The sequence below is a fragment of the Nocardia sp. NPDC060259 genome (genome assembly GCF_042728775.1).
Lineage (GTDB): Bacteria > Actinomycetota > Actinomycetes > Mycobacteriales > Mycobacteriaceae > Nocardia.
The window spans coordinates 81,820-96,358 of sequence record NZ_JBHXAY010000014.1; the positions used below are offsets into that span (position 1 = coordinate 81,820).

A 14,539-nucleotide genomic window follows, 5' to 3' on the forward strand; every position below is an offset into this window, starting at 1 on the left:
TTGTCACTCGCACACTCATTTCGTTCAGCCCCCTGCCAGGCCGGCATCCAGCACCGACCTGGCGATCGGAGCGGCCACCGAACCACCGGTGGCCGCCAGCGCCCGGTCGCCGCCGTTCTCGACGATCACCGCGATGGCGATCTTCGGGTTCTGCGCGGGCGCGAACGCCATATACCACGCATGCGGCGGGGTGTTACGCGGATTGCTGCCATGTTCGGCCGTGCCGGTCTTGGAGGCGATCTGGTACGGCGACCGGCCACCGCCGGCGGTATTGGCCTCCGAGGCGACCATCAGATTCGTCAGGGTCGACGCTACCTGGGGGCTCACGGCTTGTCCGACCGAGACCGCCTTGGTCTTGCTGAGCTCGGACAGGTCCGGCGCCTGGGTCTGGTCTACCAGGTACGGCTGCATCCTGGTCCCACCGTTGGCGATGGTCGCGGCGACCACCGCGACGTCGAGCGGGGTGACCGCGACATCGCGCTGGCCGATGCTCGACTGGCCGAGGGCGGCGTTGTCGGGAATCGGGCCGACGGTCGACTCGGCGACCGGAATCGGTACACCGCGGTGCGGGCCGATGCCGAACGCGGCGGCCTCGTCCTTGAGCGCGCTCGCGCCGACCTTCACACCGAGTTCGACGAACGCGGTGTTGCAGGAGCGCCGGAACGCCTCGTAGAGGCTGGCGGTCGGCCCGTCACCACAGGTGCTGCCGTTGTAGTTCTCCAGCGTGGTGCTGGTGCCGGGCAGGGTGATGTTGGGCGCCGCGGTGAACTGGTCGTCGGGACCGGCGACGCCGTTGGAGAGCGCGGCCGCGGTCACGATGGTCTTGAAGGTCGACCCGGGCGGGTAGGTCTGCGAGACGGCGCGGTTGAGCATCGGCTGGCTCTGATCGGTGCTGAGCCGTTCCCACGCGGCCCGGCCCGCGGCGCCGTCGTGGCCCGACAGCTCGTTGGGGTCGTAGCTGGGGGTCGAGACCATCGTCAGGATCTTGCCGGTGCTCGGCTCGATCGCGACGACGGCGCCGGTGTAGCCCTTGGCGGTCATCTGCTCGTAGGCGACCTGCTGCATCAGCGGGTTGATCGTGGTGAGCACGTTGGCGCCGCGCGGGTCACGGCCCGCGAACATGTCGATGAGCCTGCGGCCGAACAGGCTCGAGTCGTTGCCCGAGAGCAGCGGGTCCGCGGCCAGCTCGAGGCCGGTCTTGCCGTACTGCATCGAGTAGAAGCCGGTGACCGGCGCGAACGCGGGCGGGGTGCTCGGGTATTGGCGCAGGTACTTGTACCGGTCGTCGGTGGCGACCGAGCTCGCGAGCACGGTGCCGCCCGCGGAGATCTGACCGCGCTGGCGTGCGTACTCGTCGAGCAGCACGCGCACATTGCGCGGATCGCTGCGCAGATCGTCGGCCTTGACCACCTGCAGGTAGGTCGCGTTCACGAGCAACGCGACCACCATCACCATCACGGCGACGGCGACGCGACGTAGCGGAGTGTTCATTCGCTCGCCCTGCCTTCCGACCTGCGGAACATCTCGGTCGGCGCTTCGGCGATCGGCGCCGGGCCGCGCTTGCGCGCCGGTGCGGGCGCGCGGGCGGCATCGGAGATCTTGATCAGCAGCCCGAGCAGCGCGTAGTTCGCCAGCAGCGACGAACCGCCGTAGGAGATGAACGGCGTGGTCAGGCCGGTGAGCGGGATCAGTTTGGTGACGCCGCCGACGACGACGAAGATCTGGATCGCGATGGTGAACGACAGGCCTGCCGCGAGCAGCTTGCCGAAGCTGTCGCGCACGGCAAGCGCGGTCCGCAGCCCACGCACGATGAAGATCAGGAACAGCATCAGCACCGCGGTGAGCCCGATCAGGCCGAGCTCCTCACCGATGGTGGTGACGATGAAGTCGGTCTTGGCGAAGGGCACCTGTTGCGGGCGTCCGCTGCCCAGCCCGGTGCCGGCCAGGCCGCCGGTCGCGAAACCGAACAGCGACTGCGAGATCTGGTACCCGGTGTTGTGGTAGTCGTCGAACGGATGCAGCCAGGTGTCCACGCGCACGCGCACGTGCCCGAAAAGCTGGTAGGCGAAGACGAATCCGAGCGCGAGCAGCCCGCCGCCGATGACCAGCCAGCCCACCCGCTCGGTGGCGATGTAGATCATCACCAGCACGGTGCCGAAGATGAGCAGCGAAGTGCCGAGGTCCTTTTCGAGGACCAGCACGCCGATGCAGACGACCCACACGATCAGGATCGGGCCCATGTCACGCGGCCGCGGGAACTCCATGCCGAGGAAGTGCTTGCCCGCCGCGGTGAACAGATCACGCTTGGCAACGAGCACGCCCGCGAAGAAGACGATCAGCAGGATCTTGGCGAATTCGCCCGGCTGCACGCTGAATCCGGGCAGCCGGATCCAGATCTTGGCGCCGTTGACTTCGGAGAACCGGCTGGGCAGCAGTGCCGGAATCGCCAGCGCGACCAGGCCGACCAGGCCTAGGGTGTAGGTGTAGCGCGCGAGCGTGCGGTAGTCCCGCAAGACGATGAGCAGGGTGATGAACACCACGATGCCCAGGCCGGTCCACATGATCTGCTGGTTGGCGTCGGGGGAGGGGATCGGGCTCGAGTCGTACACGGCCTTCTGCGCGTCCGCGAGGTCGAGCCGGTGGATCAGCACCAGGCCCAAACCGTTGAGCAGCGCGATGATCGGCAGCAGCAGTGGGTCGGCGAACGGCGCGAACCGCCGCACGGCCAGGTGCGCGATCCCGAACAGCGCGAGGAACGCCAGCCCGTACTTGACGATGTCCCAGGTGACCGATTGTTCCTGGCTCGCCTCCACGATGAACAGCGCCACCGTCGTGATCCCCGCCGCCCCCGCCAGCAACAGCAACTCCTGGTTGCGTCGCGTCGACGGGGGTGGTGCTGGCGCGAATCCGCCAGGGGGGCTGGGGAAAGCCCCAGCCGACGGCGGTGCCGGTGCGGACATCAGTCCGTCACCCGGCAGTTCTCCCCTGAGATCTGCGGAGTTGTCGTGGGGACGGTTGTCGTCGGGGCCAGGGTGGTCGGGGTCGGCGTCGCGGGCTGATCAGGGCCGGGGGTCGGTGCGCCACCGGGGATCGCAGGCGGCTGCTCGGTAGGCAGCACGCCCGGCTGCGGCACCGATTCCTTCTTCGGGCAGGGCGGCAGCAGTTCGTTGCGCGCCAGCATCTTCATGCTGTCGCGCGCCTTGTCCAGCGAGTCCGGCGGCAGGCCCTTCTGGACCTGGTCGCGGCCGGTCTGCTTGAGATCGCTGACCATCAGCTTCTTGCAGCCGGCCGGCGCCGTCTTGTCCGCCTCGATCAGCGTCAGCTCGCCCTTGCTGTTGACGCAGCCGGTGAGCTCGACATCGTGGATCGAGTAGCCGAGGATCGAACCGGGCAGCCCGCGCATCACGACCACCCCGTCGTTGTCGGCGCCCACGTAGTAGTTGCTGCGAATCATCTTGTAGCCGACCACGAGTCCGACCACGACCGCGGCGATCAGCGCCAGCGAGAGCAGCAGCCAGCGCAGCTTGTGCGACTTGGGCTCCGGCGGCGGCGGTGCGGCGGCGGCCCGGCGCGGTTGCGCGCGCGGCGGGCGCATCGCGGCGGCCCGGCCGGCCGCGGTGTTCGGCGGCGGGGAATCTTCCTCCTCCTCGGTGGAGGCGGCGCCCGCGACGATCGGGTGGCTCTGGCCGTAGTCGAGATCGATCACGTCGGCGACGACGACGGTGACGTTGTCGGGCCCGCCGCTGCGCAGCGCCAGCTCGATGAGGCGGTCGGCGCACTCGTCGGTGTTGCCCTCGCGCATGGTGTTGCCGATGGTCTCGTCGCTCACCACGTCCGAAAGGCCGTCGGAGCACAGCAGATACCGGTCACCGGCGCGTGCTTCGCGCATGATCAGCGTCGGCTCGATCTCGTTGCCGGTGAGGGCGCGCATGATCAGCGACCGCTGCGGATGGGTGTGCGCCTGCTCCGGCGTGATCCGGCCCTCGTCGACCAGCGACTGCACGAACGTGTCGTCGCGGGTGATCTGGGCGAGTTCGCCGTCGCGCAGCAGGTAGGCGCGCGAGTCGCCGATGTGCACCATGCCGAGCTTGCCGCCGGCGAACAGGATGGCGGTGAGCGTGGTGCCCATGCCGTCGAGTTCGGGTTCGGCCTCGACGTGATCGGCGATGGCGGCGTTGCCGGAGCGGGTCGCCCGGTCGAGCTTGCCGAGGATGTCCTGGCCCGGCTCGTCATCGTCCAGATGCGCCAGCGCGGCGATCATCAACTGGGAGGCGACTTCTCCGGCGGCGTGGCCACCCATGCCGTCGGCGAGGGCCAGCAGGCGCGCGCCCGCGTAGACCGAATCCTCGTTGTTGCCTCGGACGAGGCCCCGGTCGCTTCGCGCGGTGTAGCGCAGAACAAGTGTCACGATCGCAGCTCGATCACAGTTTTGCCGACCCGGACAGGAGTACCGAGCGGAACGCGGACGGCGGTGGTGACTTTCGCGCGGTCTAGATAAGTGCCGTTGGTGGAGCCGAGGTCCTCCACGTACCAGTCGTCACCACGCTGAGAGAGTCGCGCGTGCCTGGTCGAGGCATAGTCGTCGGTGAGTACCAGCGTCGAATCGTCGGCGCGGCCGATGAGGACCGGCTGCGTGCCGAGGGTGATTCGAGTGCCGGCGAGTGAACCATGAGTCACCACTAGATACTTGGCGCCCTTCTGGCCTCGGCTGAAGGAAGGCAGCACCGCGGAACCGCGTGCGGCCCTGGGCTGTATCCGGATGCCGGATGCCGCGTAGATATCGCTGCGCAAGGTCCGCAGGACGGCCCAGACGAACAACCAGAGCAGCAGCAGGAACCCCGCGCGGGTCAATTGCAGGATCAATCCCTGCACGGCGTTCCACCTCCTGTTCGCCCGGGTACGTCGGTACGGCAGGTGCGGGGCGAATTACCCCCACCAGCGTGCTGGCTTGCGGGCCCCGAGGTCGGGGCCGTGCGTGTGATGGCAGCATCATAGGGCCGACAGCGTCGACTCGTGACGTGCACCGCGCAGCTTACGGGATCAGACGATCCGGATCAGGATCTCGGAATGTCCGGCCCGGATGACGTCGCCGTCGGCGAGCTGCCAATCCTGCACGGGCGAGCCGTTGACCAGGGTTCCGTTGGTGGAGCCCAGGTCGGAGAGCATCGCGGTCTGACCGTCCCAGCGCACCTCGATGTGGCGGCGCGACACACCGGTGTCGGGCAGCCGGAAGTGCGCGTCCTGGCCGCGGCCGATGATGTTGCTGCCTTCGCGGAGCTGGTAGGTGCGGCCGCTGCCGTCGTCGAGCTGCAGCGTGGCCGAGTAGCTGGACTGCGCGGCGCCGTACCCGGCACCGGCGGCCGCGGCCTGACCGTAGCCCTGCTGGGCACCGTAGCCACCCTGCTGGCCGTAGCCCGCCTGCTCCTCCTGGCCGTAGCCCGGTTCGGCGTAGCCCTGCTGTCCGTAACCGGCCTGCTGGCCGTAACCCTGGTCGGCGTAGCCGCTCTGGCCGTAGCCGCTCTGCTGGTCGTAGCCGGGTTCGGCGTAGCCCTGCTGTCCGTAACCAGCCTGCTGGCCGTAACCCTGCTGCTGCTCGGCGTAACCCTGCTGGCCGTAGCCGCCCTGCTGGTCGTAGCCGGGTTCGGCGTAGCCCTGCTGGCCGCCGTAGCCACCCTGCTGGCTGTAGGCCTGCTGTCCGTAGCCACCCTGCTGGTCGTAACCCTGCTCGCCGTAGCCGGGCTGGGCGCCGTAGCCGCCCTGCTGGCCGTAGCCGGGCTGCGCGCCGCCCTGCTGGTCGTACCCGTTCTGGTATTCGCCACCCTGCTGGCCGTACGCGGCATCGCCGTAGCCGGGCTGGGCGCCGTAGCCGCCCTGCTGGCCGTACTCGTCGGGGTAGGCGCCGGGAGCGGCACCACGTCCGGCGGGCGGCGGTGCGTACCCGCGGTTGCGTGGATCGGACTCCGCGGGCTCTCGGCTTGGCTCGTAGCCTGAGTTGTGCGTCATGGGGCCAGCTCCTGGTTGCGGGTGTGCGGGTCGTTGTGGCGGTTCGGGGCGAGGTGGGGCGGTCCCGCGTCCGGCGTCGGGGTCGACGCGGCCGCTCGCTCTGAACATTCCGGTGTGCAGCGTAGGTGATGCCTCGAACGCCACGTGTACTTCGCCGTAGGTCTGCCAGCCCTGCTCGCGGATGTAATCCTGCAGATGTTTGGCGAACGCCTTCGTCGTGAGGTCGTGATCGGCGTCGAGCTTTCCGTGATCGGATTCGTTGATCGTGATCACGTAACTGTTCGGCGCGAGCTTGTGCCCGCCGCCGAGATCTTGCACCTGATCTGCGGCTTCGCGCTGCAGCGCGGCCTCCACCTCCTGGGGAACGACACTGCCGCCGAACACCCTCGCGAACACGTCACCGACAGCGCCCTGCAGGCGTCGCTCGAATCTCGACACGATGCCCATCACAGCCCTCCCTTCGGTGCGCGTGTCCGACCAGGTCGACACGCTGGTTACGGCGTGTCCGGACCCGACCACGTTCCTTGCATGATATCCACGATCCTCCAACCCTGTAACTCCCGGCGAAGCGCCCCGGTTCCCGAGCCGAATACGCTCGCATCACCGCAGGTCAGAGACCCGATTTTATTTTCGGCCGCGGGGCATGTTAGATTTTTCCAGTCGCTCGGGCGAGTGGCGGAATGGCAGACGCGCTGGCTTCAGGTGCCAGTGTCCGTAAGGACGTGGGGGTTCAAGTCCCCCTTCGCCCACAAAGGCTAGAGGCTCGATCCATCCGGATCGAGCCTCTAGTCGTTTCTGGGTCAGCTCTTACGGGCGATCAGCAGGTGGTGCGGGATCGGCGGGTTCGCCAGCGTGCGCTGCTCGACGGTCAGGCCGGCGCCGGACAGGGCCGCGATCACGTCCTCGGCCGGACGCAAGGTGAAGCCATAAGGAGTGAACGGCATCTTCGCCATCGCCTCGGGGTCGCCGATGCCGATCACCGCGGTGCCGCCCTGGCGCAGGACGCGAGCCAGCTCGGCGCAGGCGGCGGGCAGGTCGTCGAGGAAGTAGATGGTGTTGACGGTGATCGCCGCGTCCAGGCTCGCGTCGGGGAGCGGGAGCGCGGTCAGGGTGCCGTCGGCAAGGACGACGCGACCGGCCGCGACCTCCATGGCGAAACCGGAGCGAGCGCGCGCGAGCATGTCGGGCGATGGTTCGACGCCGTGCACCAGGCCGGCGGGACCGACTCGGTCGAGCAGCAGCGTCAACCCGACACCGCCACCGAAGCCGATGTCGGCGACCGTCGCGCCCGCGCTCGGCGCCGCCGCGTCGACCGCCGCGGCGATGGCACGCCTGTTACCGCGATTGAGAACGAAAGCCACTGCCTTGCCGAGCATTCCGTGCGGATTACCGAGCTGATCGGCGATGGTCGTGAGCAGGCGATCCTTGACCCCGGGCATACGGCAATCGTAGGCGGTCCCCGATCGGCGCAAGGCACTGTGACCTGGGTCATCCATATCGGCTGACTTACCCGTCGCAGGCGCTCGAAAGTCGCTGGTGAGGCGAAGATCACACCGCGCGGTACGGGCTGTATTCCGGGCGTTCCGCTGCCGATTTCGAGCCGTTCGGCGGACGGTTCGCAACCAGTAATTCGGCCCAATGAAGGCCTCGTGACAGGTGCTACGGCCCGATTGCTAGGTGCTGATCTTGTTTGCAGCGTTGTAAACAAACTTGAAGTCTCTTTTAAGGCGTTTAGAGTCCGGCAAACCGAAATTCTGTTGCCGAATCCCCAGGTGACCGGCTATGTGCGGGGTCCCGTTCACCTTCGGGCAATCAGCGGGAACATTCCCGCGCGAGCTCGCCGGCGCCCGGGTGACTCGTTGTCGAAGGTTTGCCGCAGGTGAATTTCCGGTGTCGGCGAGGACCCGTCGCGCGAGCCGCCGGAAGTTAGCTGTGGCGGTGAAAATCGGTGGATCGACAGATGTTTGCCGGTTCGCAATCAGTACGCCGGACCTGCGCGTTGGGGGTTGCATGGGCATAACGATTGTGTACAGTTGACGGTAACGCTGGCCGCAGCTCGAGCCCGACTCGCTGCGGCCAGCGGAACTCAAATGGGGGAGTTCGAAACCTTCTCGTTACCTCGCGTAGCTGCCGATTGTCCGGAGCTGTCTCGGCGAGGGTGTGCTCGGAGTTGCCTGCTGCGCAAATGCACTTGCATCTGCGAGTTCAGGCCCGGTCCAGCGACTTTTGCGCGGAAGGCAGCCAGCGATCCGCCGGGTCCGGCAGGGCCGCGGGCGTGGCGGCCGTGGCGTCCTGCTCCTCGGCCACCCGGCGGCCGAGGCCGAAAACATAGAAGAGGAACAACGTCTCGGCGGCGAACCCGACAGCGATGCGCACCGGGGCCGGTAACGGACTCGGGGTCACGAAGCCTTCGATCAGACCGCACACCAGCAGAACAACGACCAGGCCGAGCGCCACCGTCGCGGTCACCCTGCCCTGGCGGGCGACCGCGGCCGCCCTGCTGCGCCGACCCGGGTCCACCAGCGTCCAGCCCAGTTTCAGTCCAACCCCGCCCGCGACGAACAGCGCCGTCAGCTCCAGCGTGCCGTGCGGCAGGATGAATCCGAAGAACGACTCCAGCCGTCCCGCGTCGGACATCAATCCACCGGTTATCCCCAGATTCAGCGCGTTCATGAACAGCGCATACACAGCGGGCAGGATCAGCACACCGGTGAACAGTGCGATCGCCGAGACCCACGAGTTGTGTGTCCACACCTGGGCGGCGAAGGCGTCGTTGGGATGCTCCGAGTAGTAGGTCTCGAACGCGCCACCCGGTCCGGTGATGATCGAGGTGTCACCCTCGGGTATCCCCAATGCTTTTCGCGTCGCCGCCGAGTTGTCCACAAGGACGGCGATCACGGTGGACACGGCGAGGAAGATCGCGGTCACCGCGACCCACCACGGCCAGGCGCGATACACCGCCGCGGGGAAGTGCCGGGTGAAGAACCGGCCTGCTTCGCGCCACGGCTGCGAGCGCGCGGCCAGCACCCGTCCCCGTGCCCTGGCCAGCAGGGCACTGAGCCCGGACACCAGCTCCGGATCGGGGTGGTGGCCTTGCAGCTTCGCCAGCTGCTGCGACGCGGCCCGGTACAGCCGGACCAGTTCGTCGGCCTCGGCCCCGGAGAGTTTGCGCTGGCGGACCAGCTGATCCAACCGATACCACGACCGTTGATGCGCCCAGCTGTAGGCATCGGTGTCCATATCGGGAATGCTAGCCACATGGCCGAATTCACCACCGGCGAAGCGGTGGCGCTCGAACTCCCGATCGCGCGCATCCCCAGCCGTGCGGGCGCCTTTCTGCTCGACCTGCTCATCCAGCTGGGGCTGGCGGCCACCCTCGCCTACGGCGGGCTGATGCTGTTGCTCGCGGCCGAGGCCGATTCGGCGTGGTGGAGTGTCACCTCCGTGGTCACGCTGGTGACCGTGCTTGTCGCGTACCCGGTGACCAGCGAAACCGTCTCGCGCGGGCGCTCGCTGGGGAAGCTGGCGTTCGGGCTGCGCGTCGTGCGCGCGGATGCCGGGCCGATCGACTTCCGGCACGCGCTCACCCGCGGGCTGGCAGGCGCGATTGTGGATTTCTGGATGCTCGGCGCGTTCGGCGCGGTCGCGGTGATCAGCTCGCTGTGCTCACGCGACGGCAAGCGGGTGGGTGACGTGCTCGCCGGGACCGTGGTTGTGCACACCCGGCAGAGCCTGCCGATGCCCGCGCTGGCCGTCGCGCCACCGTGGCTGACCGGCTGGGCCGCCCAGCTCGATCCGAGCGGGATGTCCGACGAGCTGGCCGGGGCGGTGCGTCAGTATCTGACCAGGTTGCGCACGTTGACACCGGCCGCGCAGCACCACCTCGGTACCCAGCTCGTTGCGGCGGTGTGTGCCGCTGTGGGCCGCCCGGCGCCGACGGAGTACCCGCCGTACCACGTCCTCGGTGCGGTTCTGGCTCGGCGACAGCAGCTTTCGCGCGGCTGAGCCCTGTGGATGAACTCGCCCTGTGCACAACATGTTGGTGAGGCGGTGGATGGACTGTGAGTGACGGTGGACAACTTCGGCTGTCCATCACTCACAGGGAACCCGACTGCTTCAATTCCAGGTACTCGTCGGCCAGAGCCTCCGGCAGCTGGTCCGGCGCGGCGGCGACCACCTGCACCCCACGGCGACGCAGTGATTCCTGCACCAGAGCGCGCTCGGCCAGCACGGTCTCGGCCGCCGCCGCGGTGTAGACCGCGTCGGCGGTAGACCGGTCACGGGCGGCCGCGGCGATATCCGGGTCGGTGACCGAGACGATCAACACCCGGTGCCGCCGGGTGAGCGTCGGCAACGCGGGGAGCAGATGCTCGGTGACCGTCGGCCCGTCCAGGCTGGTGAACCAGACGATGAGCGCACGCCTGCGCACCCGGGAGATCACGGTCCGGACCAGCCCAGTCGTGTCGGTATCCACAAGCTGTGGCGTCACGCCGGCGAGGGTGTGCATAAGTTTGAGAGGGAGCTGATGTCCGCTCGCGCCGGTCGCCTCGGCGCGCACGCGGCGGTCGTAGGCCAGCAGGTCGACGGTGTCGCCCGCGGCCGCGGCCAGCCCACCGAGCAGCAGGGCCGCTTCGATCGAGGAATCCAGCCGGGTGCCTTCGCCGACCCGTCCCGCGCTGGCCCGCCCGGTGTCGAGCACCATCAGCACGTGCCGGTTGCGTTCCGGCCGCCAGGTGCGCACGAGGACGTCGGCGGCACGGGCGGTGGCCCGCCAGTCGATGCTGCGGACGTCGTCGCCCGCCACGTACTCGCGGAACGAATCGAACTCGGTGCCCTGCCCGCGGGTGTTCGCGACATTGCGGCCCTCGAGATGATGCAGCCGCTTCACCTTCGACCGCAGCAGCCGTTCGCTGCGGAACGCGGGCAGCGCGCGCACCCTGGCCGGAACGTCGACGCGGGTCTGGCGACCGGCCAGCCCCAGCGGCCCGAGCAGCCGCACCGTCACCGGGCCCGCGACCCGGTCGCCGCGATAGGTGGGGGTGAGGCTGGTGCGCAACCGGATCCGGGTGCGTGGCGCCAGCGCGAGATGATGCGTGCGGTGATCGGCGCGTGCGCTGTCGGGCCAGGCGTCCCACAGCATCCCGCGCACCATCGCCGTGCCGGTGTTGGTCACCACGAGTTCGATCTCGGTGCTCCGGCCCAGCCGCACGATGGTCAGCGGGTCGCGGGTCAGGGTGAGCGAGTCTGCGCGCGCGGTGAGCGCGACATCGAACAGCCCGACCGCCAGCAGCGCGACACACGCGCCGAGCACGCCGACCCATGACGGCGCGAGAAACATCACCAGCGCCGCCGCGATCGTGGCGAACAGCGCGAACCGGCCTGTGACGACCACGCCGCTACACCGGAACCGGCACCGAGACCAGCAACGACGAGAGCACACCCTCGGTGCTCACCCCGTCCAGCTCGGCCTCCGGCCGCAGTTGCAGCCGGTGCCGCAGCACGGCCACGGCCACGGTCTTCACGTCGTCGGGCGTCACGTAGGCGCGCCCGTTCAGCCAGGCGAAGGCGCGCGCGGCCGCCAGCAGCGCGGTCGCGCCACGGGTCGACGCGCCGTGCGCGACGGCGGGCGAGCTGCGCGTGGCGCGGCACAGGTCGACGATGTAGGCGAGGACCTCGGGACTCATCGTCACCTGCGCGATCGCGGCGCGGGCGGCGGCGATGTGCTCGGGACCGGCCACCGGACGCAGCCCGGCGGCGCCGAGATCACGCGGATCGAAACCGTTCGCGTGCCGTTGCAGGATGCGGAACTCGTCGTCGCGCTCGGGCAGCCGGATGTCGACCTTGAACAGGAACCGGTCGAGCTGGGCCTCGGGCAGCGGGTAGGTGCCCTCCTGCTCGATCGGATTCTGGGTGGCGACGACGACGAACGGATCGGGCAGCGGCTTGGGCTGACCGTCCACCGAGACCTGGCGCTCCTCCATCGACTCCAGCAGCGAGGACTGCGTCTTGGGCGGGGTGCGGTTGATCTCGTCGGCCAGCAGCAGGTTGGTGAACACCGGCCCGTGCCGGAAGGTGAACTCGGCCGAATGCGGGTCGTAGATCTGCGAACCGGTGATGTCGCCGGGCATCAGATCGGGCGTGAACTGCACCCGGGCGTGGTCGAGCGCCAGCGAGGTGGCCAGCGCGCGGACCAGCAGCGTCTTCGCCACGCCCGGCACGCCCTCGAGCAGCACGTGGCCGCGGCACAGCAGCGCGAGCACCAGATACAGCACGGCCTGGTCGTTGCCGACCACGGCCTTGCCGATCTCGGTGCGCAGGGCGGCCAGTGCCGCACCGGCCTCCGCGGCGCTCGGCGTTTTCTGCAGGACAGTGTTGTCGTTCATCAGAGTTCCGTCTCGATCCATTCGAGGTGTGCGGCGACGTAATACAGGGTCGTCTCGTCCGGCACCGGGCCGAACAGGACCGTGCCGATCTGCTGGGCGGGCACGCCGAGGCGGGTGGCGGCGGTTTCGACGAGCTGATCGTCGGTGAGTTCGCGCGCGCCGAGGCGCGGGCGGATCCGGCGCAGGGTCGCCGTGCGCAGGGTCTGCGCGACGTGGGCGACGTCGCCGGAGCGACGGTACAGACCCGCCTGGCCCGCGAGCAGTTCGTTCGCGGCGACTTCGACCGGTCGCGGTTCGCCGACGAGCGCGCCGCGTCTGCGCCCGCGCCACCACATCAGCGCGACGAAGGCGATCAGGAACTGCAGGCCGCCGAAGGCCAGCCAGCCGGGGAGCCGGGTGAAGATCGAGTCCTTGCCCTCGCCGAAATCGGGGTCGAAGTCGTCCTCTGGTCGATCGGGCGGGTCCGGCGGTGCGGGCGGGTCTGGCGCGTCGGGCGCACCGCACGACTGCAAGGTGGCGTACAGGAGCAGGGCCAGTACCAGTCCGGCGGCCAGCGCCGCCCAGAAGCGGGGATTGCGGAGCAGCCCTGGCAGCGGCGGAAGTTGCCTGCGGCGCTTGGGTTCCCGTTCGACGATCTCGAGTTCGACCGGCTCGTCGACCGGTGGGGGCGCCGACTGCGAGTACCGGTCGGCGTATTCGAGCCTGCGGTATTCGTCCTCGGTCGCGGCGCGGCCGCCGTAGACAACCTCGTCGAAACTGCGTGCCGCCGGGTGCAATTCGGTGGACTGTTCCAGCGGCAGGGCCGTGGTCGCGTCGTCGGCGGTCTCCTGCGCGGTGCGGGATCGGCGGACCGGGAGGGTGCCGCCCTGTTCGAGGGCGCGCAGGACGGCGCGGAAGCGTTCGCGCAGTGCGCGGTCGTAGTCGCGGCGGCCCGCGGCCTGCTCTGCGGCGGCGCGATGGTCGGCGGCGGCGCCTAGGCGCGGTTGTGGTGGGGCGCTGGTTTGGGGCGCTTCGAGGTGTGGCCGCAGCGGGTCGTTGGTGTGCGGCACTTCGAGCTGTGGCCGCAGTGGGTTGTCGGTGTGCGGCGCTTCGAGGTGGGGTTGCGGTGGAGCGTCGGCGTGCGGTGCGTTGACGCGGGGCGGTGGCGGTCCGGCATCGCGTTCGGGGCGGGGGAAGTTGTTGTCGGTCACCGGGTCTCACCTGGTATCCGGATGTCCATGCCCTCGCGGGCGCAGCGGCGGTCGATGTAGCAGACTGCCCGGCTGGCCGCCTCGATGATCTCGCTGACCGTCACCACCAGCAGCAGCCCGCCGACCAGCAGCGTGATGAAAGCCCAGCGGTGCGTGCCGGAGAAGTCGGACAGGAAGAAAGGAATACCGAACGCGGGCACCGCGAGTACTGTGAAGATGAGCCGCTGCGTGAGCCACAGGCCCGCGACTGACCAGTCCGCGCCCTGCACCAGTTCCTTCGAGCGGGCAACGGCGACACGGAATCCCGCCTGTTCACCGAGTATCACCGGTTCGACGACGAACCGGCGCGCTCGCACGTAGGACAGCCAGATCAACGCCAGGGGATAGGTCAGGATCAGCAGGCTGCCGATCAGCAGCACCCCGATTCCGGTGAGCGTGAACATGATCTGCGCGAGAACCAGCGGTCCCGCCCGTCGCCCGGCAGCCCGCAACCCGGCGCGCGCGCCGCAGCGGACTCCGCCGAAGTCGGCGAGCGCGATGGCGACGGTCGTGCCGCGCAGCACGAGCCGCAGCAGCCACACCCCGGCCGCGGTCGCCAGGATCGCGGCCCACGCGGTGCCGTCGTCGGAGCCGTCGGTCAGGTGCGAGACCAATCCGGTGACACCGAGCACCCCGAGCAGCGTCAGCACCAGCGCGGCGCCACCGAGCGCCGCGAACGCCCGGATATGGGCCTGGATCAGGGCGAACGGCTCGTCGAGCAATTCGCGGAAACGCAGGGGCCGGACCGGAACCGTCGGCGGAATTGACGGCGTCGGCGCAGGCGCTCGAGCCGGATCGGTTCCCACCCCGACGGCGCCGACCGTGTCGACGGCGGGACGCACGCGGCCGAGTCTAGCTCTGTTCTTGGAGCGCTGGCGCGCTCGAGGTCGCGGCCCCTTGTGTCCCGCCGATCAGCGGCAGTTG

Annotated in this window: 12 protein-coding genes and 1 tRNA gene; 2 read left to right on the forward strand and 11 right to left on the reverse strand. The window is 69.1% G+C overall.

Translation table 11 applies throughout. The features are described from left to right. Positions 1-24: 24 nt before the first annotated feature. The 5 genes from ACFWF2_RS08870 to ACFWF2_RS08890 all read right to left on the reverse strand — a co-directional run bounded on the left by ACFWF2_RS08870 (position 25) and on the right by ACFWF2_RS08890 (position 6,450). Positions 25-1,491 (reverse strand): peptidoglycan D,D-transpeptidase FtsI family protein, encoded by a 1,467-nt coding sequence (locus ACFWF2_RS08870; RefSeq protein ID WP_379306110.1) that lies wholly within the window; start codon positions 1,489-1,491, stop codon positions 25-27. Next, positions 1,488-2,960: an FtsW/RodA/SpoVE family cell cycle protein gene (locus ACFWF2_RS08875; RefSeq protein WP_379306112.1), complete on the reverse strand. Its 1,473-nt coding sequence runs from the start codon at positions 2,958-2,960 to the stop codon at positions 1,488-1,490. Before ACFWF2_RS08875 ends, ACFWF2_RS08870 begins: the two co-directional genes overlap by 4 nt. After that, positions 2,960-4,408 (reverse strand): PP2C family protein-serine/threonine phosphatase, encoded by a 1,449-nt coding sequence (locus ACFWF2_RS08880; RefSeq protein ID WP_379306114.1) that lies wholly within the window; start codon positions 4,406-4,408, stop codon positions 2,960-2,962. Before ACFWF2_RS08880 ends, ACFWF2_RS08875 begins: the two co-directional genes overlap by 1 nt. Next, positions 4,405-4,872 carry an FHA domain-containing protein gene (locus ACFWF2_RS08885; RefSeq protein WP_189031822.1) on the reverse strand — a complete coding sequence of 156 codons (468 nt, stop codon included), beginning with the start codon at positions 4,870-4,872 and terminating at the stop codon, positions 4,405-4,407. Before ACFWF2_RS08885 ends, ACFWF2_RS08880 begins: the two co-directional genes overlap by 4 nt. Before the next feature lie 168 nt (positions 4,873-5,040). Continuing rightward, positions 5,041-6,450, reverse strand: a complete 1,410-nt coding sequence (locus ACFWF2_RS08890) for a DUF3662 and FHA domain-containing protein (protein WP_379306117.1) — start codon at positions 6,448-6,450, stop codon at positions 5,041-5,043. Between the two features lie 219 nt (positions 6,451-6,669). Between ACFWF2_RS08890 and ACFWF2_RS08895 the strand changes: the two genes are divergently transcribed. Continuing rightward, positions 6,670-6,752, forward strand: a tRNA-Leu gene (locus tag ACFWF2_RS08895). A 51-nt stretch (positions 6,753-6,803) separates the two neighbouring features. Here ACFWF2_RS08895 and ACFWF2_RS08900 read toward each other — a convergent pair. Both ACFWF2_RS08900 and ACFWF2_RS08905 read right to left on the reverse strand, forming a co-directional pair. After that, positions 6,804-7,442: a methyltransferase domain-containing protein gene (locus ACFWF2_RS08900; protein ID WP_379306119.1), complete on the reverse strand. Its 639-nt coding sequence runs from the start codon at positions 7,440-7,442 to the stop codon at positions 6,804-6,806. Positions 7,443-8,208: 766 nt separating this feature from the next. After that, positions 8,209-9,243: a stage II sporulation protein M gene (locus ACFWF2_RS08905; RefSeq protein WP_379306121.1), complete on the reverse strand. Its 1,035-nt coding sequence runs from the start codon at positions 9,241-9,243 to the stop codon at positions 8,209-8,211. Between the two features lie 18 nt (positions 9,244-9,261). On the opposite strand from ACFWF2_RS08905, the gene ACFWF2_RS08910 reads away from it, so the two are divergent. Then, a complete protein-coding gene (locus ACFWF2_RS08910; RefSeq protein WP_379306123.1) occupies positions 9,262-10,008 on the forward strand; it encodes an RDD family protein in 747 nt (248 codons plus the stop codon). 91 nt (positions 10,009-10,099) lie between these two features. Here ACFWF2_RS08910 and ACFWF2_RS08915 read toward each other — a convergent pair whose 3' ends face one another. From ACFWF2_RS08915 to ACFWF2_RS08930, 4 genes are read right to left on the reverse strand one after another with little or no spacing between them, the layout of a single operon-like run. Next, positions 10,100-11,395, reverse strand: coding sequence for a DUF58 domain-containing protein (locus ACFWF2_RS08915; RefSeq protein WP_379306125.1), 1,296 nt, complete (start codon positions 11,393-11,395; stop codon positions 10,100-10,102). Between the two features lie 4 nt (positions 11,396-11,399). Further along, a complete protein-coding gene (locus tag ACFWF2_RS08920; protein WP_379306127.1) occupies positions 11,400-12,386 on the reverse strand; it encodes an AAA family ATPase in 987 nt (328 codons plus the stop codon). Continuing rightward, positions 12,386-13,576 carry a DUF4129 domain-containing protein gene (locus tag ACFWF2_RS08925; RefSeq protein WP_379306129.1) on the reverse strand — a complete coding sequence of 397 codons (1,191 nt, stop codon included), beginning with the start codon at positions 13,574-13,576 and terminating at the stop codon, positions 12,386-12,388. Before ACFWF2_RS08925 ends, ACFWF2_RS08920 begins: the two co-directional genes overlap by 1 nt. Beyond that, the gene (locus ACFWF2_RS08930) at positions 13,573-14,457 is read right to left on the reverse strand and encodes a hypothetical protein (protein WP_379306131.1); all 885 of its coding nucleotides are present in this window, start codon (positions 14,455-14,457) and stop codon (positions 13,573-13,575) included. The genes ACFWF2_RS08925 and ACFWF2_RS08930 overlap by 4 nt, the downstream gene beginning before the upstream one ends. Between the last annotated feature and the right edge of the window lie 82 nt (positions 14,458-14,539).

Bases quoted from the DNA above. Each gene is read 5' to 3' on its own strand.
- ACFWF2_RS08870 (WP_379306110.1), bottom strand. From the start codon at position 1,491: ATGAACACTCCGCTACGTCGCGTCGCCGTCGCCGTGATGGTGATGGTG.
- ACFWF2_RS08920 (WP_379306127.1), bottom strand. From the start codon at position 12,386: ATGAACGACAACACTGTCCTGCAGAAAACGCCGAGCGCCGCGGAGGCC.
- ACFWF2_RS08910 (WP_379306123.1), top strand. From the start codon at position 9,262: ATGGCCGAATTCACCACCGGCGAAGCGGTGGCGCTCGAACTCCCGATC.
- ACFWF2_RS08900 (WP_379306119.1), bottom strand. From the start codon at position 7,442: ATGCCCGGGGTCAAGGATCGCCTGCTCACGACCATCGCCGATCAGCTC.
- ACFWF2_RS08875 (WP_379306112.1), bottom strand. From the start codon at position 2,960: ATGTCCGCACCGGCACCGCCGTCGGCTGGGGCTTTCCCCAGCCCCCCT.
- ACFWF2_RS08905 (WP_379306121.1), bottom strand. From the start codon at position 9,243: ATGGACACCGATGCCTACAGCTGGGCGCATCAACGGTCGTGGTATCGG.
- ACFWF2_RS08890 (WP_379306117.1), bottom strand. From the start codon at position 6,450: ATGGGCATCGTGTCGAGATTCGAGCGACGCCTGCAGGGCGCTGTCGGT.